The 22,821-nt window shown below is 46.8% G+C and carries 26 protein-coding genes and 1 pseudogene; 24 read left to right on the forward strand and 3 right to left on the reverse strand.

Annotated elements, in window-relative coordinates:
• Positions 1–11: 11 nt before the first annotated feature.
• The 8 genes from AS29_RS13770 (at position 12) to AS29_RS13810 (ending at position 8,204) form a co-directional block, all read left to right on the forward strand.
• On the forward strand, positions 12–869 hold the full coding sequence (locus AS29_RS13770; protein ID WP_035407995.1) for a class II fructose-bisphosphate aldolase: 858 nt from the start codon (positions 12–14) through the stop codon (positions 867–869).
• Between the two features lie 104 nt (positions 870–973).
• A complete protein-coding gene (gene fsa / locus AS29_RS13775) occupies positions 974–1,615 on the forward strand; it encodes a fructose-6-phosphate aldolase (protein WP_035407997.1) in 642 nt (213 codons plus the stop codon).
• 595 nt (positions 1,616–2,210) lie between these two features.
• Complete coding sequence (locus AS29_RS13780; protein ID WP_035407999.1) at positions 2,211–3,500, forward strand: UDP-N-acetylglucosamine 1-carboxyvinyltransferase; 1,290 nt, start codon at positions 2,211–2,213, stop codon at positions 3,498–3,500.
• Positions 3,501–3,574: 74 nt separating this feature from the next.
• A complete protein-coding gene (glpX, locus tag AS29_RS13785; protein WP_035408001.1) occupies positions 3,575–4,537 on the forward strand; it encodes a class II fructose-bisphosphatase in 963 nt (320 codons plus the stop codon).
• Between the two features lie 283 nt (positions 4,538–4,820).
• Positions 4,821–6,104: a transcription termination factor Rho gene (rho, locus tag AS29_RS13795; RefSeq protein WP_035408004.1), complete on the forward strand. Its 1,284-nt coding sequence runs from the start codon at positions 4,821–4,823 to the stop codon at positions 6,102–6,104.
• A 170-nt stretch (positions 6,105–6,274) separates the two neighbouring features.
• Positions 6,275–6,475: a 50S ribosomal protein L31 gene (rpmE, locus tag AS29_RS13800; protein WP_035408007.1), complete on the forward strand. Its 201-nt coding sequence runs from the start codon at positions 6,275–6,277 to the stop codon at positions 6,473–6,475.
• Between the two features lie 208 nt (positions 6,476–6,683).
• Positions 6,684–7,301, forward strand: a complete 618-nt coding sequence (locus tag AS29_RS13805) for a thymidine kinase (RefSeq protein ID WP_035408009.1) — start codon at positions 6,684–6,686, stop codon at positions 7,299–7,301.
• Positions 7,302–7,424: 123 nt separating this feature from the next.
• Positions 7,425–8,204 (forward strand): AIM24 family protein, encoded by a 780-nt coding sequence (locus tag AS29_RS13810; protein WP_051860679.1) that lies wholly within the window; start codon positions 7,425–7,427, stop codon positions 8,202–8,204.
• A gap of 637 nt (positions 8,205–8,841) precedes the next feature.
• On the opposite strand, the gene AS29_RS13815 is transcribed toward AS29_RS13810, so the two are convergent.
• The 3 genes from AS29_RS13815 to AS29_RS13825 all read right to left on the reverse strand — a co-directional run bounded on the left by AS29_RS13815 (position 8,842) and on the right by AS29_RS13825 (position 10,320).
• Positions 8,842–9,357: a MerR family transcriptional regulator gene (locus tag AS29_RS13815; RefSeq protein ID WP_035408011.1), complete on the reverse strand. Its 516-nt coding sequence runs from the start codon at positions 9,355–9,357 to the stop codon at positions 8,842–8,844.
• A gap of 122 nt (positions 9,358–9,479) precedes the next feature.
• A complete protein-coding gene (gene gloA2 / locus AS29_RS13820; RefSeq protein ID WP_035408014.1) occupies positions 9,480–9,863 on the reverse strand; it encodes an SMU1112c/YaeR family gloxylase I-like metalloprotein in 384 nt (127 codons plus the stop codon).
• 13 nt (positions 9,864–9,876) lie between these two features.
• A complete protein-coding gene (locus AS29_RS13825) occupies positions 9,877–10,320 on the reverse strand; it encodes a hypothetical protein (protein WP_035408016.1) in 444 nt (147 codons plus the stop codon).
• Positions 10,321–10,541: 221 nt separating this feature from the next.
• Between AS29_RS13825 and prfA the strand changes: the two genes are divergently transcribed.
• From prfA to upp, 16 genes and pseudogenes are all read left to right on the forward strand, one after another.
• Positions 10,542–11,612 (forward strand): peptide chain release factor 1, encoded by a 1,071-nt coding sequence (gene prfA, locus AS29_RS13830; protein WP_035408019.1) that lies wholly within the window; start codon positions 10,542–10,544, stop codon positions 11,610–11,612.
• A gap of 2 nt (positions 11,613–11,614) precedes the next feature.
• Entirely contained in the window at positions 11,615–12,460 is an 846-nt protein-coding gene (prmC, locus tag AS29_RS13835) for a peptide chain release factor N(5)-glutamine methyltransferase (protein ID WP_035408020.1), read from the forward strand.
• Positions 12,461–12,475: 15 nt separating this feature from the next.
• Entirely contained in the window at positions 12,476–13,105 is a 630-nt protein-coding gene (locus AS29_RS13840) for an NUDIX hydrolase (RefSeq protein ID WP_035408022.1), read from the forward strand.
• Between the two features lie 173 nt (positions 13,106–13,278).
• Positions 13,279–13,944 (forward strand): stage II sporulation protein R, encoded by a 666-nt coding sequence (gene spoIIR, locus AS29_RS13845; RefSeq protein ID WP_035408024.1) that lies wholly within the window; start codon positions 13,279–13,281, stop codon positions 13,942–13,944.
• Between the two features lie 79 nt (positions 13,945–14,023).
• Complete coding sequence (locus AS29_RS13850) at positions 14,024–14,467, forward strand: hypothetical protein (protein WP_035408027.1); 444 nt, start codon at positions 14,024–14,026, stop codon at positions 14,465–14,467.
• 182 nt (positions 14,468–14,649) lie between these two features.
• A complete protein-coding gene (locus AS29_RS13855) occupies positions 14,650–15,696 on the forward strand; it encodes an L-threonylcarbamoyladenylate synthase (RefSeq protein WP_051860680.1) in 1,047 nt (348 codons plus the stop codon).
• A gap of 61 nt (positions 15,697–15,757) precedes the next feature.
• A complete protein-coding gene (locus tag AS29_RS13860) occupies positions 15,758–16,318 on the forward strand; it encodes a manganese efflux pump MntP (protein ID WP_035408029.1) in 561 nt (186 codons plus the stop codon).
• A 151-nt stretch (positions 16,319–16,469) separates the two neighbouring features.
• A complete protein-coding gene (locus tag AS29_RS13865; RefSeq protein WP_035408254.1) occupies positions 16,470–16,925 on the forward strand; it encodes a low molecular weight protein arginine phosphatase in 456 nt (151 codons plus the stop codon).
• Between the two features lie 18 nt (positions 16,926–16,943).
• Positions 16,944–17,384, forward strand: coding sequence for a ribose 5-phosphate isomerase B (gene rpiB, locus AS29_RS13870; protein ID WP_035408030.1), 441 nt, complete (start codon positions 16,944–16,946; stop codon positions 17,382–17,384).
• An 18-nt stretch (positions 17,385–17,402) separates the two neighbouring features.
• Complete coding sequence (locus AS29_RS13875; protein ID WP_035408032.1) at positions 17,403–17,975, forward strand: TIGR01440 family protein; 573 nt, start codon at positions 17,403–17,405, stop codon at positions 17,973–17,975.
• A gap of 76 nt (positions 17,976–18,051) precedes the next feature.
• Positions 18,052–18,156, forward strand: a pseudogene (locus AS29_RS21800) (family 1 glycosylhydrolase); the annotation flags it as partial.
• A 130-nt stretch (positions 18,157–18,286) separates the two neighbouring features.
• The gene (locus AS29_RS13880) at positions 18,287–18,871 is read left to right on the forward strand and encodes a TetR/AcrR family transcriptional regulator (RefSeq protein WP_035408034.1); all 585 of its coding nucleotides are present in this window, start codon (positions 18,287–18,289) and stop codon (positions 18,869–18,871) included.
• A 61-nt stretch (positions 18,872–18,932) separates the two neighbouring features.
• A complete protein-coding gene (locus AS29_RS13885; protein WP_035408036.1) occupies positions 18,933–19,370 on the forward strand; it encodes a nuclear transport factor 2 family protein in 438 nt (145 codons plus the stop codon).
• 1 nt (position 19,371) lies between these two features.
• The gene (locus tag AS29_RS13890) at positions 19,372–20,208 is read left to right on the forward strand and encodes an NmrA family NAD(P)-binding protein (RefSeq protein WP_035408038.1); all 837 of its coding nucleotides are present in this window, start codon (positions 19,372–19,374) and stop codon (positions 20,206–20,208) included.
• Positions 20,209–20,802: 594 nt separating this feature from the next.
• On the forward strand, positions 20,803–22,035 hold the full coding sequence (gene glyA / locus AS29_RS13895) for a serine hydroxymethyltransferase (protein WP_035408040.1): 1,233 nt from the start codon (positions 20,803–20,805) through the stop codon (positions 22,033–22,035).
• A gap of 143 nt (positions 22,036–22,178) precedes the next feature.
• Positions 22,179–22,808 carry a uracil phosphoribosyltransferase gene (gene upp, locus AS29_RS13900; protein ID WP_035408041.1) on the forward strand — a complete coding sequence of 210 codons (630 nt, stop codon included), beginning with the start codon at positions 22,179–22,181 and terminating at the stop codon, positions 22,806–22,808.
• Positions 22,809–22,821: the final 13 nt, after the last annotated feature.

Below are 22,821 nucleotides of genomic sequence, written 5' to 3' on the forward strand. Positions count from 1 at the left end.
GGATATTTGATATGCCTTTAGTATCAATGACAGAAATGCTTCAAAAAGCCAAAAGCGAAGGCTACGCTGTTGGTCAATTCAACCTGAACAACCTTGAGTTCACTCAAGCGATTCTTCAAGCTGCACAAGAAGAAAAATCACCGGTTATTCTAGGTGTTTCTGAAGGTGCTGCACGTTACATGGGCGGCTTCAAAACAATTGTTGCTCTAGTTGAAGCTCTTATGGACGAATACAAAGTGACGGTACCTGTTGCCATTCACCTTGACCATGGTTCAAGCTTCGAATCTTGTGCAAAAGCAATTCATGCAGGTTTCACATCTGTTATGATCGATGCTTCTCACCATCCGTTCGAAGAAAACATTGCTGAAACATCCAAAGTGGTTGAGCTTGCTCATTTCCACGGCGTATCTGTTGAAGCTGAGCTTGGAACAGTTGGCGGACAGGAAGATGACGTAATCGCTGAAGGCGTAATCTACGCTGACCCTAAAGAGTGCCAGGAGCTTGTTGAGCGTACTGGAATCGACACACTTGCACCTGCACTTGGATCTGTACACGGTCCTTACAAAGGTGAACCAAACCTTGGTTTCAAAGAAATGGAAGAAATCGGTGCGGCTACTGGCCTTCCACTCGTTCTTCACGGCGGAACTGGTATCCCGACTCACGATATCCAAAAAGCTATTTCTTTCGGAACAGCTAAAATCAACGTAAACACTGAGAACCAAATTGCTTCTGCAAGAACGGTTCGTGAAGTGCTTGCTGCAAAACCTGAAGAGTACGATCCACGCAAATATCTTGGACCAGCTCGCGATGCAATCAAAGAAACGGTTCAAGGAAAAATGCGCGAATTCGGTTCTTCAAACCGAGCTTAATTTCAACAATTGAAAACCGTCTTTTTTAAGACGGTTTTCACAGATATAAAAAGAAAGCGATAACAAGTTTCAGTTTTCAGATTTTGATAAGGGAGCGAGACAGAATGAAATTTTTCATTGATACAGCAAACCTTGAAGAAATCAAAGAAGCCCAGGAAATGGGAATCCTTGCAGGTGTGACGACAAACCCGAGTTTAGTAGCCAAAGAAAATATCTCCTTTCATGATAGACTAAGAGAAATCACGGACATAGTTAAAGGATCGGTCAGTGCAGAAGTCATTTCTTTAAAAGCCGAAGAAATGATTGAGGAAGGCAAAGAACTAGCAAAAATTGCTCCAAACATCACCGTAAAAGTCCCGATGACGCCAGATGGACTAAAAGCGGTTAAGGAATTCTCGGAGCTTGGAATCAAGACAAACGTGACCCTTATTTTCAGTGCAAACCAGGCGCTTCTTGCAGCGCGTGCAGGAGCAACATACGTTTCTCCTTTCCTTGGCAGACTGGATGATATCGGCCAGGATGGAATGGACTTGATCGCGACGATTTCTGAAATCTTTGACCTTCACGGACTGGACACAGAAATTATCGCTGCTTCAATCCGCCATCCTATGCACGTTACGGATGCAGCATTACACGGTGCGCACATTGCCACCATCCCATTGAAAGTCATTCATCAGCTATTCAAACACCCTCTTACAGAACAGGGAATTGAGAAGTTTCTCGCTGACTGGAACAACCGCGCTTAATCAGCGGACAAGTAAATAGGCAGATATAAATGGCAAGCTTCGTGCTTGCCATTTATGCGGTCTATTAGAAAAGCGGAGGGCGCTGGGGTAAGGAAGTTCTGCTAAGGCCGCGACGTCCTGTCGCAACGCAGAACTGACCTGCCTCCTGCAGGCCTCACCTGTGAGAGACGGTGGAGCAGGGACTGACAAAGTCGCTCTTTGACTTTGACAGGGCCGGCGAAGCGTCCGAACAGCTAGCCGCCGGAGCTAGACAAATAGAAAAGCGGAGGCGCTCAAGTAAGGAAGTTCTGCTAAGACCGCGACGTCCTTTAATATAAAAACGCTAAGCCCAAATTTGTAAATCCCCTCATCATCTACTATTCTTAAAGGAAGTTCTGATAAGGGTGCCGTCCTCAAAAAGCGGGGAACGGAACTTCTCGTTGAGGGCTTCATTTGAGCATCAATGGAATTTAATTTACAATGGAAACAGGTTCATTTTTTAACATCCCATACAGAGGAATTTTATTTTTCATATACGGAGTATGTTCTGTCGGAATTATGGAGAATTTGTTGAAAAGTGCTCTTAACATGTCAGCTTCTTAGGAAGGAGACCATCATGGAAAAATTGAAAATTGCAGGCGGTGATCTGCTGAAAGGTTCCGTTTCGATCAGCGGGGCAAAAAACAGTGCGGTAGCGCTGATTCCGGCGACCATTTTAGCTGAATCATCCGTCATTATTGAAGGTTTGCCAAATATATCAGATGTGCATATTTTGAAGGACTTGCTTGAGGAAGTAGGCGGAAAAGTCGACTTTCAAAACGGCGAAATGCACGTACAGCCAGAGAACATGATTTCAATGCCGCTTCCGAACGGAAAGGTAAAAAAATTAAGAGCCTCTTACTACTTGATGGGGGCCATGCTCGGCCGCTTTAAAAAAGCGGTGATTGGACTTCCGGGCGGATGCCACCTCGGACCGCGGCCGATTGACCAGCACATTAAAGGCTTTGAAGCGCTTGGAGCACAAGTTACAAATGAACAGGGTGCGATTTATCTCCGGGCAGAAGAATTAAGAGGCGCACGTATTTATTTAGATGTCGTCAGCGTTGGCGCGACCATCAATATTATGCTTGCAGCTGTTCTTGCAAAAGGCCGGACCATCATTGAAAACGCAGCGAAAGAACCGGAAATCGTTGATGTCGCAACGCTTCTGACCAGCATGGGTGCGAAAATCAAAGGAGCGGGAACAGACGAAATTCGTATCGATGGTGTGGAAAAGCTTCACGGCTGCCGCCACTCTATCATTCCGGACCGGATTGAAGCTGGAACCTACATGATTATTGCTGCTGCAGCAGGCAAGGAAGTTCTGGTTGACAACGTTATTCCGCTGCACATGGAATCCCTGATTGCTAAATTGAGGGAAACCGGAGTTCATATTGAAACGAGCAACGATCAAATCTGGATTGTCGGCGGACAGAAAGAGCTGAAGCCGGTTGATGTGAAGACTCTTGTCTATCCTGGATTTCCGACGGATCTTCAGCAGCCGTTCACCTCGTTCCTGACGAAAGCCAATGGGACAAGCGTCGTCACGGATACGATTTACTCCGCGCGCTTTAAGCACATTGATGAACTTCGCCGCATGGGCGCGTCTATCAAAGTGGAGGGACGTTCCGCCATTGTTTCGGGGCCGAATAAGCTTCAGGGGGCAAAGGTAAAGGCGAGCGATTTAAGAGCCGGTGCGGCACTTGTCACAGCAGGTCTCATGGCTGAGGGGATTACCGAGGTTACAGGGCTTGAACATATTGACCGCGGATACAGCGAGCTGGAGGAAAAGCTCACCAACATGGGAGCAACCATCTGGCGTGAAAAGTTAACCGCTCAGGAAATCGAACAAATTCAAAACTCTTAATTCCGTGAATATCCTGCTTCCGAATGGAAGCAGGTTTTACATATTATCGTTACAGCGAAGGGGAGGAACCAAAGATGGAAAGAAGTTTATCGATGGAACTAGTACGCGTAACAGAGGCCGCAGCACTTGCATCCGCACGCTGGATGGGCCGCGGAAAGAAGGATGAAGCGGATGATGCCGCAACATCTGCAATGAGGGATGTCTTCGATACGATCCCGATGAAAGGGACTGTCGTAATCGGAGAGGGAGAAATGGATGAGGCTCCAATGCTTTATATTGGAGAAAAGCTTGGAAATGGCTACGGACCAAGAGTAGACGTAGCGGTAGACCCGCTTGAAGGAACAAACATCCTGGCACAGGGCGGCTGGAATGCGCTTGCGGTTATCGCGGTTGCAGACCATGGAAACATGCTCAACGCCCCGGATATGTACATGGATAAAATCGCGGTGGGACCGGATGCAGTTGGCTGCATTGACATCAATGCCCCGATTATGGACAACCTTCGTGCAGTAGCAAAAGCAAAGAACAAAGACATTGAAGACATTGTCGCCACCATCTTGAACCGCGAGCGCCACCAGGGCATCATTAATGAGCTTCGCGAAGCAGGCGTCCGCATCAAGCTGATCAATGACGGCGATGTTGCCGGCGCGATCAACACGGCTTTTGATCATACCGGAGTAGACATCCTGTTCGGATCCGGCGGAGCGCCTGAGGGTGTACTTGCAGCCGTAGCGCTGAAATGCCTTGGCGGTGAAATTCAGGGCAAGCTGCTTCCGCAAAACGACCAGGAGCTGGAACGCTGCGTGAAAATGGGTCTCGATGTAAACAAAGTCCTTCTCATGGATGATCTGGTAAAAGGCGATGACGCAATCTTCGCTGCCACCGGAGTTACCGATGGAGAGCTTCTCCGCGGCGTGCAGTTTAAAGCATCAAGCGGCACAACCCAGTCCATTGTCATGAGAGCCAAATCCGGAACCGTCCGCTTCATCGACGGCCAGCACAGTTTGAAAAAGAAACCAAATCTGGTTATAAAATAAAATACTTTTCTCTAATTAGCTGACCGGGGCTTCCATGCTCCGGTTCCCTCATTTGTTTCAAATGTTTTACGTCTCCGAAAACGTATTGATTAATCACGTGAAATAAGGTAAAACTAAAGAGTGCTGCAAAATCACATTCACAAATTACACTGCTTTCAACTACTTCAAGCTTTTCCTTCTTTTCCTTCTCTATCCTGAAATCCATTTTTCAATGTCAAAAGTACATATAGGGCGGAAAGAAAACCAGTATGTCTATTTTATATGCTAAAAGTGTGGTGTTTACATGAGTAAGGTTTCCATCTCTTCATTGGAAAACATGAAGCTGAAAGAATTGTACGAGCATGCTCGTCATTTCAAAATCTCTTACTACAGCAAGTTGACGAAGAAAGAATTAATTTTTGCTATTTTAAAAGCAGATGCAGAACAGGAAGACCTTTTATTCATGGAAGGCGTTCTTGAAATCATCCAGTCTGAGGGCTTTGGCTTCCTTAGACCGATTAACTATTCTCCGAGCTCGGAGGATATTTATATTTCTGCGTCTCAAATCAGACGCTTTGACTTAAGAAACGGTGATAAGGTTTCGGGTAAGGTTCGTCCTCCGAAAGAAAATGAGCGTTACTACGGACTGCTTCATGTCGATGCCGTTAATGGCGACGATCCTGAATCAGCGAAGGAACGTGTTCACTTCCCGGCATTGACACCGCTTTATCCGGACCGTCAGATTAAGCTTGAAACAGAGCCGCACATGCTGTCCACAAGAATTATGGACCTGATTGCGCCGGTTGGATTCGGCCAGCGCGGACTGATTGTTGCGCCTCCAAAAGCAGGGAAGACGATGCTTCTGAAAGAAATTGCCAACAGCATCACAACGAACAACCCGGAAGCAGAACTCATCGTTCTATTAATTGATGAGCGTCCAGAGGAAGTAACGGATATCGAACGTTCCGTTGCAGGCGATGTGGTCAGCTCAACCTTTGATGAAGTTCCGGAAAACCACATTAAGGTTGCCGAACTCGTGCTTGACCGTGCGATGAGGCTTGTGGAGCACAAGAAAGACGTAATCATCCTTATGGACAGCATTACTCGTCTTGCACGTGCCTATAACCTTGTTATTCCTCCAAGCGGACGTACGCTTTCCGGAGGTATTGACCCGGCTGCATTCCACCGTCCGAAGCGTTTCTTCGGGGCTGCCCGTAATATTGAAGAGGGCGGCAGCTTAACGATTCTTGCAACGGCACTAGTCGATACGGGATCCCGTATGGATGATGTCATTTATGAGGAATTCAAAGGAACCGGTAATATGGAGCTGCATCTTGACCGCTCTCTTGCCGAAAAACGAATTTTCCCTGCCATTGATATCCGCCGTTCCGGAACACGTAAGGAAGAGCTTCTTGTTCAAAAGGAACATCTTGAGAAGCTATGGGCAATCCGTAAATCAATGACGGATACACCTGACTTTGTTGAAAAGTTCCTTCGCAAGCTAAAGCAGTCAAAAGGCAATGAAGAATTTTTTGAAGTGCTTTCCGCTGAAATGAAGCCAAGCACTGCAGGTTCAAGAAGGTCATAGAAAAAATGAGCGGGATTTCCTTTATGATTCCAATTTTGTTTCTTGCAATCATAGAGAAGCCCTGTTATACTTTTTTCATATGCCGTTCAAATAGGTGATTTTAATCACCATTTTTTGAACAAGATAACTCTGGATTCGGTAAGAATGCAGGGCAGAAGGAGATGAAAAGAATGAAAACTGGAATCCATCCTAACTACAAAAAAGTTATGGTTAAATGTTCTTGCGGTAACGAATTTGAAACAGGTTCTGTTAAAGAAGAGGTGCGCATCGAGACTTGCTCTGAGTGCCATCCATTCTACACTGGACGTCAAAAATTCGCTGAAGCTGGCGGACGTGTTGACCGTTTCAATAAAAAATATGGTATGAAGTAATTTCGAAATAGATTCAAACAAAAACAGGCAAGTCTTCACACTTGCCTGTTTTTTTACGATAAAAACACGGAATTCAGCGCTTTACATAGGGACTTTCGGCATGTAAAGGCAGCTTTCGGACAAGATAAACAAAGGGTAAAAATGCAATAAACAGGCTGTCACACGGTCCATCAGCCTAATGCAGTGAATGAAGGGAGAGGCCGTTTGCATGTATGTAATGAAATTTAGCGGATGGCTTGAAATCATTTGCGGAAGCATGTTTTCAGGTAAATCCGAGGAACTGATCCGCAGAGTGCGCCGTGCGCAATATGCTAAACAGAACGTTTTGGTTTTTAAGCCATCCATTGATAATCGATACAGTGAAAAGGAAGTCGTTTCCCACAATGGGACAACCATTATCTGTTCACCGGTTCCATCATCAGAGGATGTTTTGAAGCTCGTGGATGAGGACACAGATGTAGTAGCAATCGACGAAATTCAATTTTTCGATGCCGGCATTATGGAAGTGGTCACAACCCTTGCAGACCGCGGTCACCGGGTCATTGCGGCGGGTCTCGATCAGGACTTCCGCGGAGAGCCGTTTGGGATTATGCCGGATTTAATGGCCATCGCTGAAACCGTCACAAAGCTCCAGGCTGTCTGCTCCGTTTGCGGATCTCCCGCAAGCCGCACACAGCGCCTGATCGACGGCAAACCAGCGGCCTATCAGGATCCAATCATTTTAGTCGGAGCGTCAGAATCGTACGAGCCCCGCTGCCGACACCATCACGAGGTACCGGGCAAGCAGGCATTTACACGTGAACAAAACCAGACTTCTCATAAATAAAACAACAGCCATCCCTCTTAGCTTACAACCAGCGAAAGAGGGATTTTTTGTTTTAGAAGGAAGTTTTTAACTGATTTAAGTGTGGTACGATGATTAAAGAAGATAATTTTAGGAGGAGAAACCATGATCGTTCAAAATAATCAGGATGTATACAGTGTCATTGAGCAGCTCGAAACACAGAATGCTGTTTTTAAAATTGTAGAATTTAATGACCTGAACGGCAGTACATACTTAACCTCGCCAACCGATATGTATTACGCGAAAAAGCTCGGCATGGGCCTTCGGCAAATCGCAGTTGAACTGAGAAATGGCAGCATTACAACCGAAGCGGGAGCCCTTCATTACATGCAGGGAAACATTGAAATGGAAAACTCGCTTGGCGGAGCTGCAGGAATCATGAAGAAGTTTGCGAGCAGCGTACTGACGAATGAATCAGGAATCAAACCCAAATATAAGGGAACCGGGGATATCTTTTTAGAGCCAAGCTTCAGCCACTTCCTCATGCTTGAAATCGAAAATGACTCAATCATCGTGGATAAAGGCATGTTTTACTGCTGCGAGTCAACAGTGGAGGTTGGAATTGAATCAATGAAAAACTTGTCCTCTGCTGCAAAAGGGGGAGAAGGCCTATTCCAAACGAAGCTTTCCGGAACAGGTATTATCGTGCTGGAAAGTCCCGTTCCGGCAGGCGCGGTCGTAAAAGTCGATCTAAACAACGACACGCTGAAGGTGGACGGCAACTTCGCCATACTCCGGACCGGCGGCATCCAATTTACAGTAGAGCGCTCTGCAAAAGGAATCATCGGATCTGCAACGAGCGGAGAGGGCTACTTGCAGACATTCCGGGGAACGGGTCAAGTCTGGCTTTCTCCGACGACATCGAGAAGACCTCTGCTATCATAAGGAAGACCGCTGCATGTTTAGGCAGCGGTTCTTTTTTGCACTGACCCCCGCTCTGCTAAAGGACTAAACCTCCGTCCCCGCATCCTGTATCCCCATATAAATCAAGCCTCAGCGAAGCCGATGCTTGTTCCCCCGGCTCTTTAAAGGATAGAAGGTCAGAGCACTGCACTGACCCCCGTTCTGCTAAAGCGTTAAACCTCCGTCCCCATCTCTCGCCAGGTCAAGGGGTATATGGATAAACAGTCTCCTTGCTCCGTCCTTTTATTCTTTAATAGGCTGAGGGTCAGTGCAGCTTATTTCAAAAAGAGGGGTCAGTCCCGCAAAATTTCACCGAACTAAAGCTCCGGCACCGAGTCGCTCAGCCGTTAAAGGATAAGGGCTCAGAGGCCGAGGTCTCTGTCCCCCGATGCGGTGAAGCATGACGGGACTGGCACCGTGCCAGTCCCGCCAAATTTTACCGAACTAAAGCTCCGGCACCGAATCGCTCAGCCGTTGAAGCATAAGGACTCAGAGGTGGAGTCCTCTGTCCCCCGCTGCGGTGAAGGATAACGGGACTGACCCCGCCAACCCCCGCCATCCCTACCCCAACCCCCAACCCACAAAAAAAGGACAACCCCCAAAGGTCATCCAATCTTTGTTACAAACTAAAAATCGACCGCAGCAAGCCTCTGCGCTTCTGCAGCTTCTGGTTATCAAACACAAGAACCGGCTCCTGCTGGGCGTCCGGGAGCTGGGCAAAAAGAATATCAATCGTTTGCTCAATTTTTTGAATTTTGCGGCTTAGCTCTTCCATTTCCCGGCGGTGCTGAAGAAGCTGGTAGGACACGACGGCATCGGCCTTCAGGTTCATTTTCTGCTCCATGAGCTCCAGACGGTTTTCAAGTTCGGCGACACGGCTTTCAGCGTCAGTTGATAAAGGTTTCGTTTCGGCCGGTTCCATTGCCGGGACTGGTGCGTTTTCTGCTTTTATATCTTGCAGGAGCACGCCATGGTGGAGCTGCTCCTTTACGCTTTTTAACGTTTCTAGATCATCTTCCCGGAAATGATAGTGTCCAAGCTCGTTACGTTCCATTGGCAGTTCCAATTGCTTGACCCAGCGCTGTATAGTTTTTGTGGAAACCCCAAGTTCTTTTGCAACGGCAGCAGTGTTCATTAAACATTCCCCCTATCTGTTGATAAAAAAGGAATTCGCTCTTTCCCTTTTATCTCCTTTGCAAAAGACAAAACAAGAACCTGTTCGGCAAAGGTAGTGAAAATGCGCGAGGGTTTGTCGAATCAATTTTCGTACAGTTCAAGCGGCAAATCGTCAGGATCGCGGAAAAAAGTGAAGCGTTTCCCGGTCAGTTCGTCAATTCTGACGGGCTCGCATTCCACGCCCTGTTCGGCAAGTCTTGCCACCTCAGCATCCAAATCCTCTGTCCCAAAAGCTAAATGCCGTAAGCCCCTTGCTTCCGGCTTTGTCGGACGGAGCGGGGGTTTAGGAAAGGAGAACAGCTCAATCTGTCCGAAGTCTCCAACGGCGAGATCCAGCTTGTAGGAGTTTCTTTCCTCCCGGTACGTTTCTTCAATAATACGGCACCCGAGTGTATGGACGTAAAACGCTTTAGAGATTTCATAATCAGAACAAATAATGGCAATATGGTGGATGTGCGTTAGCATATTTAGGCTCCTTCTAGTCTTTTTTCGAAAGCCGGACCTGCCGCTGGAAATAAAGGAATACAGGCAGAGGGATTACAATCCATCCCAGGCTTTTAATTATTCCGTTTAATGCATTTGCTCTGGTGCGTTCTTTCTCAAATTGGAGGGCATCTTCATACTGTGCCCGGATTTCTTCATCTGTTGCTTTTTCCTTCGGGTTGCCTTCTTTCATGGCTTTAAAATCCGTGTAGCTCTGCTGATAGGATGGGGCGGAAAGATAATCGGCAGCAGACATAAACACTCCGACTGATCCTCCGATGGACATCATTAAGGTAGCGAAAAGAACAAGGTACACATACAGGTTTCGAAAAGTCATATCCAGCTCTCCTTTTTGCTGCTCTTTTTTGGAAATGAAGATGGCCATTCCAGCCGCCGCAATAATCATGAAAGCGATAAAAAGAACGATTAGTGAAATCATATCATTTGCCGTCCTCCTTCTCTATTCTTCCTTAACATTACCATATGCGAAAGGCCAAATTGCTTTTGATTGTTTGCATGACCTATACTATAATTAGAATGTTATGGATAAAGTGAGATGATTATGTTTTCCTTGTCCCCCGCAGATGGAAATGAGACTTACTGCGGGATAAAAATAGACCGGCTGAAAGAATAAGCTAGGAAACTCCAGAGGTGAAGAACGTGTTAGATCGTTTGCAAGCGGTTGAAGAGCGTTATGAAAAATTAAATCAGCTATTGATGGATCCTGATATTATCAGTGATACCAATAAGCTGAGAGAATATTCAAAAGAACAATCTGATCTGTCTGATACAGTGGAAGCATACAGAGAATATAAAGCAGTAAGAGAGCAAATCGCAGACGCAAAGGCGATGCTTGACGAAAAGCTTGATGGCGATATGCGCGAAATGGTAAAGGAAGAGCTATCTGAGCTGCAGGATCAGGAAGTATCCTTAAATGATAAATTGAAGCTTCTCCTTGTTCCAAAGGATCCAAATGATAACAAAAACGTAATCATGGAAATCCGCGGAGCAGCAGGCGGTGACGAAGCGGCTTTGTTTGCTGCCGATCTATACAGAATGTACAGCAAATACGCGGAGGCTCAAGGGTGGAAAACCGAAGTAATGGAAGCAAGCTCATCGGGTGTCGGCGGCTATAAAGAAATTATCTTTATGCTGAACGGCAAAGGTGCCTATTCCAAAATGAAGTTTGAAAACGGAGCCCACCGCGTACAGCGTGTACCTGAAACCGAGTCAGGTGGCCGGATTCACACGTCCACCGCGACAGTTGCCTGCCTGCCTGAGGCAGAGGAAGTCGAAGTGGAAATCCACGATAAAGATGTACGTGTCGATACGTTCGCATCCAGCGGACCAGGAGGACAGAGTGTAAATACAACGATGTCCGCGGTCCGTCTGACTCACCTTCCGACGATGACTGTTGTAAGCTGCCAGGATGAAAAATCGCAGATTAAAAACAAAGAAAAAGCAATGAAAGTACTCCGGGCCCGCGTTTATGATAAATTCCAGCGCGAAGCTCAAGCCGAGTATGATCAAAACCGTAAGCTTGCTGTCGGTTCCGGAGACCGTTCTGAACGGATTCGCACGTATAACTTTCCGCAAAACCGCGTAACAGACCACCGCATCGGTCTGACGATTCAGAAGCTTGATCAAATCCTTGAAGGAAAGCTTGATGATGTCATCAATGCGCTCATCGTCGAGGATCAGTCCAGCAGGCTGGAACAGGCGGAAAACTAAGCATGACAACTGTATTCGAAGCCCTGAAATGGGCTTCTCTTTTTTTAACCGATGCGGGAAGAGATGAAAATGCCGGAGAATGGCTGCTGAGACACCATTTAAATATGAACCGGTCCTCGCTTCTAGCCAATTTTCGAATGGAAATCAGCGAAGAGGTACTGGAAGCGTTCATGGCCGATGTAAAAAAACATGCGGCCGGCGTCCCGGTTCAGCACCTGACCGGATACGAGGAATTCTACGGCCGGAAATTTGAAGTGAATAAAGAAGTACTGATTCCAAGGCCTGAAACAGAGGAATTAATTGAAGGACTGAAGAGCAGAATTCAGTCTCATTTGCCGAATAAACAGCTGACTGCTGCCGATATCGGGACAGGTTCCGGGGCGATTGCCATTACACTTGCGCTTGAAGTTCCGGACCTTCTTGTGATCGGAACGGACATCGCGCAGGAATCCCTGGATGTTGCGGGCCGGAATGCAGAGCGGAACGGTGGAAAGGTTCAATTTGTTCAGGGTGACCTGTATGAACCACTTGAAGGCCGTACTTTTGACATCATCGTCTCCAATCCGCCGTATATTCCAGATGAAGATGTCCTGCAGCTGTCAGAGGTCGTAAAAGACCATGAACCGCACAGAGCGCTCGCAGGAGGCAAAGATGGTTTGGATTTCTACCGGAAGCTTTGCGCAGGTATGCCTGCTCTCTTAAATAAGCCTGGCATTGCCGCATTTGAGATCGGGGCAGGCCAGGGAGAAAATGTTGCCCGTCTGCTTCAAGTGGCATTCCCGGAAGCGAAGGTGGAAGTGGTTTTCGATATTAACGGCAAGGACCGGATGGTGTTTGCTGAAAGGTAAAGGGGCGCTTTAGCGATGGAAACGGAGCTTCTGAAGGTTCTTGATGAAAGCGGCCGCTGTCTTGGGACGGCTACACGGGAAGAGGTTCACCGGAAAGGCTATTGGCATGAAACCTTTCACTGCTGTATGACGGAACGCGGGATGGACAGGATCTATCTTTATTTTCAGCTTAGAAGCTCAAGGAAAAAAGACTATCCCTCCCTGTTCGATATAACCGCAGCTGGCCATCTGCTGGCTGATGAAACAGCAGAAGATGGAATAAGGGAAGTGGAAGAGGAACTTGGCTTAGGCATTCAATACGAGGATCTTGTATCTCTCGGTACGATTCCCTGGACAGGCGGCAGCGGGGACATCATCGACCGTGAGCTTGCCCGCGTCTATCTCTATCATCAGGAATCCCCTATTGAAGGTTTTTCTCTGCAAAAGGAAGAAGTGGCAGGGATCGTAAAGGCGGATTTAAGAGAGTTCGAGAAACTGGTATTACGAGAGCGAAACCAACTCCAAGTCACAGGCTTCAAAGAACAAGAGGACGGGGAGAAAATTTTGCTGGAGGATTCCGTTGATTTATCAGCCTTCGTCCCGCATACTAGCAGCTATTATCACGAGCTGTTTAAACAGATTCGCTTGAATTTAAGGCTATGTTAAAGTAAGAGGTTGATTGATTACACATGTTGATTGGAGCGAACGCCTGCAGCGTAAATCAACAGCTGCGTTTAATAGAGCTGAATTTTATATAGAATCATAGATTTTGATTTTGCGTGTTTATTTTTCAAAACTCCCGGCCATACTGTTGCTAGAGAAGGGATGGTTGAGGAGAAATGAAAAAACAAACATTAGCAATCATATATTTAGTGTTTATCACAGCGGGAGCGCTTTTAAATACGTATAATCAGCCGCTTGGAGCAAGCCAGGCATCAGCGGCAGAGCAAAACGGGCCTAAGGTCATACCGGAGGAAGCGATCCGGCTCAGAATTCTTGCGAACAGCGACGCACCTGAGGATCAGGCCGTCAAACTGAAAATTCGCGATCAAGTGAATAAGCAAATTACCAATTGGGTGAAGGATATTGATTCCATTGAAAAAGCAAGAGCCCTGATTCGCTCCGAGCTTGGAGAAATCAATAAGATTGCGAAGGAAACAATGAAACAAGAAGGAATGAACCAAAGCATCAAGGTTGAGTATGGAACGAGTGTCCGCTTCCCGACGAAACTTTATGGAGATTTTATTTATCCGGCGGGTGATTACGAAGCAATCCTCATCACGCTTGGCGATGGTGAAGGCGCGAACTGGTGGTGCGTGCTGTTCCCTCCATTATGCTTCCTTGATTTCTCAACAGGACAAGCGGTGGAAGCGCAAAATAAAGAAGTGCAGCAAGAAGAAAAGAAAGTGGAGAAATCAGAAAAGGTAGCTTCCGAAGACAGCAAGAAAGACGAAGTGGAAGTCAAATTCTTTCTCGCAGAATGGTTAGGCGGACTGTTTTCATAGAGAACAGTCTATCTTTTTTATCATAATGAAACGTTGAGCCACATACATTGGGAGTAACAAAGAACAATGGGGTGGAACGATGTTTTATCAATTAAAATTAGCAGAACCAGCAGATAAGAGCCGTTTAATAGAGTTTGTGGAAGCAGCAGGTTCAAATGCCGCGGGCATTGAAGAAAAAATTGACCAGTTTGTCATGATGACGGATTCGGATAAAAGAATTGCAGCCTGCATCGGCCTTGAGATATTCGGAGAATACGGTTTGCTGCGGACACTTGTTGTCTCGGACAAGCTGGATCAGGCTTATATTCTTTCGCTCTTTCAAAGCATTCATGAAGTAGGGCGCAAAAAAAAGCTCAAAAATTATTATCTCGTTGCAGGCGGGCAGGGCTCTACGGAGTTTTTGGAAGTTATTGGATTCAAACAAACTTCAAAGGCGGAGCTGCCTGAAGAGATGCTTGGCTCTAAACATATCCAATCCTCTCTTAAAGCAGATGGATCCGTAATTATGGTCAAGAATACCTGATTAACCAGGCACTGGAAATAGGTCTAAATAACTTTATCAACATAGTTATCCACCGAAAGATCAGCTTTATCCACATTTTGTGGATAAAGCTTGTTGGGGTTCCTTGCTTTTACATAAGCAGGCTGGGTGGTAAACTAGTTGAAACAGCAATAAAGATAAGGAAAGTTAGGAGTCAGATAAGAATGGATACGATTCACTGGACTGTGGATAAGAACAGCGGTTTATCCAAAGGTTATCCACAAATTGCACAGGCAGCAGCTTTACTTGCCCAAAACGAAACGATCGCTTTTCCGACCGAAACGGTTTATGGCCTTGGAGCCAATGCGGGATCGGATGAAGCGGTGAAAAAAATATATGAAGCAAAAGGAAGACCGGGAGACAATCCGCTCATCGTCCATGTGGCAGACCATAGCCAGGCACTTGCGCTCGTTAGCGATATACCGGCTTACGCCATGAAAATCATGAGCATGTTCTGGCCTGGTGCACTGACTGTCATCCTGCCGCAAAAAGAGGGAAAGCTCTCTTCATTGGTTACAGCAGGTTTATCCACAGTCGCCATTCGCATGCCGGACCATCCGATCGCCCTTGCCTTAATTAAGGAAGCCGGAGTTCCGATCGCGGCGCCAAGTGCCAATCTATCTGGTAAGCCGAGTCCGACAGAAGCTGCCCATGTGGCGATGGACTTGGACGGAAGAATCGCGGGAATCGTGGACGGGGGGCCAACAGGTGTTGGAGTCGAATCCACCGTTTTGGATTGTACGAAATCGATTCCTGTTATTGTAAGACCGGGCGGTGTCACACGGGAGCAGCTGGAAGCTGTTATCGGACCGGTTCACGTAGACCAGGCTCTCGTTGATGAAACACAAGCGCCGATCTCACCCGGTATGAAGTATACTCATTACGCTCCCAACGCTCCATTAACGATCGTAAAGGGCACGAGGGAATTTTTGCAAAAGCTCGCAGATGAAGCAAGATTGGAAGGGAAAAAGGTAGGGATTCTCACTACCTCTGAATATAAGGAAGAGTTCCGGGGGGATGAAGTTCTCGCGTGCGGTTCTGCCTTGCAGCTCGAGACGGTTGCCTCAAATCTTTACGGAGTACTCCGCCGGTTTAATGAAAATACAGAGCTTGATTTAATATACAGTGAAGCCTTTCCCGAAGATGGAGTAGGACAGGCAATCATGAACCGGCTCATGAAAGCGGCCGGACACCGTGTAATTGAAGAATAACCCGTTCTAACCCTCCTTGGACAGACATATGCTGAAACAGGCGTGTCCAAGGAGGGAATGCATGAGTGTAGAAGCGGTAATCGGGGAAATTCTAACGCTTTTTATGATGGCCTTTGCTTTAGGAATGGATGCCTTCTCCGTTGGTTTGGGGATGGGCATGATTTCGCTGAGATTTAGACAAATCTTCTTTATTGGCTTGGTCATCGGCTTGTTTCATATTGCTATGCCTCTGGCTGGCATGGGTCTCGGCAAGCTGCTATCAGATAAATTGGGTGCCATCGCTGCCTATGCCGGCGGCGGACTGCTCATCCTTCTTGGGATTCAAATGGTCGTTTCCTCCTTCAAAAAAGATGATGCCCCGCTCATTACCCCGGTCGGCTTTGGTCTGCTGTTATTCGCGCTGAGTGTAAGCCTGGACAGTTTCTCTGTCGGCCTCACTCTCGGAATCTACGGAGCCAGAACGATGCTTGCCATCCTCATGTTCGGGTTTGTCAGCATGGTGCTCACTTGGACCGGCCTGATCATCGGCAAGCGTGTACAGGGGTGGCTTGGAAACTACAGTGAAATTCTCGGAGGAGCGATTCTGCTGGTTTTTGGAATCAAGCTGCTGCTTCCTATGTAAAAAGCTGGACCATATGGGGTCTGGCTTTTTTCGTTCCTTAAGCTTGGTAGCGGCTTCAGTTAGTAGTACAATATAGACAGATCCAATCTTGACGTGTACCCGCAAACTTAAAGCGGTGCTTATAAATGGAAGGCCAGATGAAGAAAGAGGAGTGGAAACGTTGTCGAATGTCCTTTTCGTTTGTACAGGAAACACTTGCAGAAGTCCAATGGCTGAAGCGCTCCTGCAATTTATGAAGCGCTCAGACGACATCAAAGTTAAATCAGCAGGGGTCTTTGCAATGGACGGGAGCGATGCTTCTCCGTTAGCAAAGGATGCACTCCTTGAAAAAGGGGTAGCATTCAACCATTGTTCAGCCCTTCTCAATAGAGAAAGTATCGAGTGGGCAACCCACATTTTCACCATGACCGAAAGCCACAAAATGCTGCTGCTTGAACGGTTTCCGGAATCACGGGAAAAAATATGGACGCTCTCTGAATTTGTTCACGGAGCTTCTAAAAAAAGAGATGTCCTCGATCCATACGGAGGTCCGATTGAGATTTACAGGGCTACAAGAGATGACCTTGAGAGCATGCTGAAGCTTTTGATTGAAAAACTGGAAAAGTAACGCAGGGAGGCAACTGGAATGAAAGTAGCAATTGCATCAGATCACGGCGGCATGAATATCCGCGAAGAAATCAAATCTCTCATGGATGAAATGGGAATCCAATACGAAGATCTAGGCTGTGAATGCAGCCAATCAGTCGACTATCCCGACTACGCGGTACCCGTTGCTGAAAAAGTCGCATCAGGAGAAGCGGATCGGGGAATCCTGATTTGCGGAACTGGAATTGGCATGAGCATTGCGGCAAACAAAGTAAAAGGCATCCGCTGCGCGCTCGTCCATGACATCTACAGCGCCAGGCTGACACGGGAGCACAACGACAGCAACGTCCTTGCAATGGGAGAGCGCGTAATTGGCCCAGGGCTTGCCCGCGACATCGCCAAAACATGGCTGCAATCAGATTTTGAAGGCGGAAGGCACGCAAACCGCATCGGCAAAATCGGGCAATACGAAAACAAATAACGAAGAGGTGGACCGATAATGGGAGAAGTCGAAGTATGGCGTTCCGAACTCCAAACAATCCTGAAAGACCTCGAAAACCAAGTCACCTTTGAGAAAAACAGCCTATTCGTCATCGGCTGCAGCACAAGCGAAGTCATCGGCGAAAAAATCGGTACAGCCGGAACCTTCGACGCAGCTGCCATGATATTTGAAGAGCTGTCCCATTTTAGCAAAAAGCACGGGATTTCCCTTGCATTTCAATGCTGCGAGCATCTGAACCGGGCACTGGTTGTAGAAAAAACGGCAGCTGAAACGCACGGCCTCGAGCCCGTCACAGTCATTCCTGTCAGAAAAGCGGGAGGAGCCATGGCCACGCATGCCTATAAATCCATGACCAACCCCCTAGTCGTCGAACACATCAAAGCCGCAGCCGGCCTCGACATCGGCGACACCTTCATCGGCATGCACCTGAAGCACGTGGCGGTTCCAATCCGGAGCAGCCTTAACAAAATTGGACATGCCCATGTAACAATGGCCAAAACCCGGCCGAAGCTCATCGGCGGTGTGAGGGCTGTTTACGAAGAAACGGAAGAGAACGAATCTTGCAGGTAAAGAAGGAACCGCTATTGGAGGCGGTTCTTTCTGCGTTATGAAATGTTCGGGGGTATCATCGACATGGTTTCCTTTACAAAAGCGGTACGGTTTGGTTTATGTGGACCGTGTTAATGAGGTCAACGGGTCCAGGAAGCGCTATAAGAAGGATTCTTTTAAGTGGTATAAAAAAGTAATGGAGAGAATGGCGGGGAGCAGAGAGCTTTGTCTCCCTGCTTTTTTATTTTGTTCGTCCCCTCTTCCTTCTCCATTTTATTTATTTGACTAATCAGTCCAAAAAGGATAATCTGTACTTGAAGGGGGGAATGCAATTGGCAAGAAGCAAAGAATTTGATACGGTTGCTGTTTTGCGAAAAGCGGCTGAAGTTTTTGGACAGCTAGGCTATCAAGGTGCCTCGCTTCCAGAACTGCTCAAGCATTTGGAGATTGGCCGGCAAAGTTTATACGACACGTTCGGGACGAAGAAGGACCTTTTTCTTTCCGCTGTCAAAACGTATTTGGAGGCAAAAAACGAGCTGGTTATTGCAAGACTGAAGGAAGCCGGTTCTGTAAAAGAAGCTGTCCGCGATATTTTTGCTGAAGGAATTCAGGCTTTAAAGGACCCCGAAAGTGCTACTGCCTGCTATATTATTAACAGTGCAGTTGAACAGCTCCCTTTTCAGGAGGAGCTTGCCAATTACTTCAGCCAGCAGTCACTGCTGCTCGAGAATGCCTTTTATGAGGCTCTAGTGCGCGGAAAACAGGAAGGAGAGTTCACAGATCGGCACGGTGATTTAAGAAGCCTTGCCCGCTACCTGAACCAATCGAGACTGTCTCTTACCTTTATTGCAAAAACAAACAAAAGCTTTAATGCGCTGGAAAGCTATGCGAAAGTCAGCCTGTCTGTTCTGGATTGAATAGGAGGCTTTTCCTTTGCTTATTTTGGACTAATCAGTCAAAAAAGGAGCTGAATTGATAATGAACGAAGCCGTAAAAATCATGGATCAATTTTTTCAAGGCATGCTGGAAAATAATATCGAACAGTGGATGACGATCTGGCATAAAGACGCTGTATTTGAAATTCCCTATGCCCCTTCTGGTGTTTTAACAAAACTGGAAGGAGATGAAGCCATCTACAATCATGTGAAGGATTTCCCCGAAAAAATTAACTTTACCCGTTTTTCTGAGCCGAACTACTATCCTGTCGAAGGCCAAAATACGGTGATTGTGGAGTTTGAATGTGAAGCTGTGATTCTGGAAACAGGACTCCCTTACAACCAGAAATATATTAGTGTTATTGAGTATGAGGATGGAAAAATTCTTCGTTATAAAGATTACTGGAACCCGCTTATCTTTATTGGTGCTTACAATAATGAACCTCAGGCATTTCTAAAATTTCTAAAAAGGAGCGAATAGCATGTCCATTTTACTTACTGGAGGAACCGGCACAACAGGAAGCCGCATTGCTTCCAAGCTTCTGGAACGGGGCTATTCTATTCGCATTGCCAGCAGATCGGTTCCCAGGCTTGCTGGTGCAGAGCATGTGCCTTTCGACTGGCATAGCGGGCAATTTCCTGCTGAACTGTTTAACGGGATTGAAAAATTGTACCTGGTTGCACCGGTCGGTGTGCTTGATCCGCTGCCTGCCGTTCTGCCCTTTTTGAAAAACGCTTTGAATTCCGGAGTGAAACGGGTGGTCATGCTCGGTGCGGCCATCGTCTCTGATGACGGTCAAGTGTTTGGGAAGCTGCAGCTCGCTGTCAAGCAGCTGGCACCTGAATATGCCATTCTCCGTCCTTCTTATTTTATGGAGAATTTCCTGGCCCCTCACCACCTTCACACCATTAAATCAGAAAACAAGATTTGGTCGGCAGCCGGTGATGGAAAAATTGGTTTTGTCAATGCAGATGACATTGCGGAAGTTGGCGTTCGTGCATTAATCGATCAAGAGCCGCACAACACGAGCCACATCGTTACCGGTCCGGAGGCTTTGAGCTATTCAGAAGCTGCTTCGATGATCGGCCATGCTGCCGGCACCACCATTCAATACGGAAACATGCCACTTAGCCAGTATGAGCAGGCTATGATCCAAGGAGGCTTAACAAAAGAGTATGCCGGTTTCATGGCAAGTCTTGAGGGAAAAATTGCAAACGGTGCAGAAGACCGTGTAACCAATACAGTTGAAATGGTAACTGGAAAAAAGCCGGTTAGTTTAAGTGAATTTGCGGCGGCCCATAGGGAGGCCTGGATGTAATACGGAAGGAGAAGCAGTTTGAACTGCTTCTCCTTTTCATTTTTCTGTTAATCAACCGAAGGGCATAACATAAAACAGCAGGCCTCCCACAGGCTAAACTGGAGTTATATAGCAGGGCAAAAGTGGCTAGTTTTGGCCGGAAAACGGTTGGAAAATAAGGTTTGGCAGGATTAATTGAAGTTCTTGACAGAAAACCTGTTGAAGCGGCAAGAACCGTTCCTTTTTATTTGGAGATTATACCGTCTTATTTACGCGTTCCTCTCACTAATCTGATCGATCCTATTTGTCCATTCACCCGATGATCTGTCCGTTTCGGGACTGAATTTGCCCACTCCACGGTGTTAATTGTCCGTTTCGCTCACGACTCTGTCCAATCAATATACCCCCCCTTTGCCAAAACTGCTCCTTTAATAATCCACTGCTTTCCGCCATCCCCCTCATTTCGAACAATCTCTTCCATTCAACTCTCTATAGTTCGGTATTAGCCTCATTTTTTCAAAAATCAGCCGATTGTCTTTTACATTTCGTTCAGAATATGTGTAAAATAGGAGCATATAAGCAAGCCACTACTGTCCAACCAAGGGGGAAATTATCATGACATTTTTGCAAAAGCAGGATCCATCCGTATTTGAAGCGATGCAGCAGGAGCTTAAACGCCAGCAGACAAAGATTGAACTTATTGCATCTGAGAACTTTGTAAGTGAAGCGGTAATGGAAGCGCAAGGTTCTGTGCTGACGAACAAATATGCAGAAGGATATCCGGGCAAGCGCTATTATGGCGGCTGCGAATACGTAGATATCGTAGAAGATATTGCGCGCGACCGTGCGAAGGAAATTTTCGGTGCAGAGCATGCGAACGTTCAGCCGCATTCCGGTGCACAGGCAAACATGGCCGTTTACTTTACCATCCTGGAGCATGGAGATACAGTACTTGGTATGAATCTTTCCCACGGCGGCCACCTTACCCACGGCAGCCCCGTTAATTTCAGCGGAGTTCAATACAACTTTGTTGAATACGGTGTAGATAAAGAGACGCACCGTATTAACTATGAAGATGTGCGTCAAAAAGCAATCGAGCATAAACCAAAACTGATTGTGGCAGGAGCAAGTGCGTATCCTCGTGAAATCGACTTCCAGAAGTTCCGTGAAATTGCGGATGAGGTGGGAGCCTACTTCATGGTTGATATGGCACACATTGCAGGTCTTGTAGCGGTAGGACTTCATTCAAATCCTGTTCCTTACGCGGATTTTGTGACGACGACGACTCATAAAACACTTCGCGGACCTCGCGGCGGAATGATTCTCTGCAAGGAAGAGTTTGCGAAAAAGATTGATAAATCGATCTTCCCTGGAATTCAAGGCGGTCCGCTTATGCATGTGATCGCGGCTAAAGCTGTTGCTTTCGGTGAAGCCCTTCAGCCTGAATTTAAAGAATACGGCGAAAAAATCATCGAGAACGCGAAGCGTCTTGGCGAATCTCTTGTTAAAGAAGGCATCAATCTCGTATCCGGCGGTACGGATAACCATTTGGTCCTTCTCGATGTACGGTCCCTGAACCTGACAGGCAAAGTGGCTGAAAAAATCCTGGATGAGATCGGCATTACGACAAATAAAAATACCATTCCATTTGATCCCGAAAGCCCATTTGTAACAAGCGGTATCCGAATTGGAACAGCAGCCGTCACGACACGCGGCTTCGGGCTTGAAGCGATGGACGAGATTGCTGCAATCATTGCCCTTGCTTTAAAAAATAGCGAAGACGAAGAAAAACAAAAGGAAGCAGCGGAACGCGCGGAAGCTCTTACTTCCAAATTCCCGCTTTATTAAGGTCCCTGGGAGCAGCTGTGAAAGCTGCTCCTTTTTCCATGTTTTACTATACTGGTCTCACTCTTGAAACCCGCGGTTTTTTTCTGTAGAATCAATGGAAGTGCAATGAAACAGGTACGATTTATTAAAAGGAGATGAGCAGGTTGGGGAAAGTATACGTTTTTGATCATCCGCTAATTCAGCATAAGCTAACTTACATAAGAGATGTAAAAACAGGCACAAAGGACTTCCGTGAATTGGTAGACGAAGTGGCAACATTGATGGCATTCGAAATTACTAGAGATCTTCCGCTTGAAGAAGTAGAAGTAGAGACACCGGTAACCGTTGCAAAATCAAACGTACTCGGCGGAAAAAAACTGGCGATTATTCCGATTCTGCGCGCGGGCCTTGGGATGGTAGACGGAATCCTTAAGCTTATTCCTGCAGCAAAAGTGGGACATGTGGGTCTTTACCGCGATCCTGAAACGCTTAAGCCGATTGAATATTATGCGAAGCTTCCATCCGATGTGGAAGAGCGCGATTTCATCGTAGTGGACCCAATGCTTGCGACAGGCGGATCAGCAATCGAAGCGATCAACAGCCTGAAAAAACGCGGAGCGAAAAACATTAAATTCATGTGCCTGATTGCAGCACCTGAAGGCGTGGAAGAATTTAAGCTTGCTCATCCTGACGTAGATATTTTCATCGCAGCTCTTGATGAAAAATTGAACGAAAAAGGATACATTGTCCCTGGTCTCGGAGACGCTGGCGACAGAATGTTCGGAACAAAATAAAGAATAAAAGGCT

Origin of the sequence: Bacillus sp. SJS (assembly GCF_000732485.2) — a bacterium.
Lineage (GTDB): Bacteria > Bacillota > Bacilli > Bacillales > Bacillaceae > Metabacillus_B > Metabacillus_B sediminis.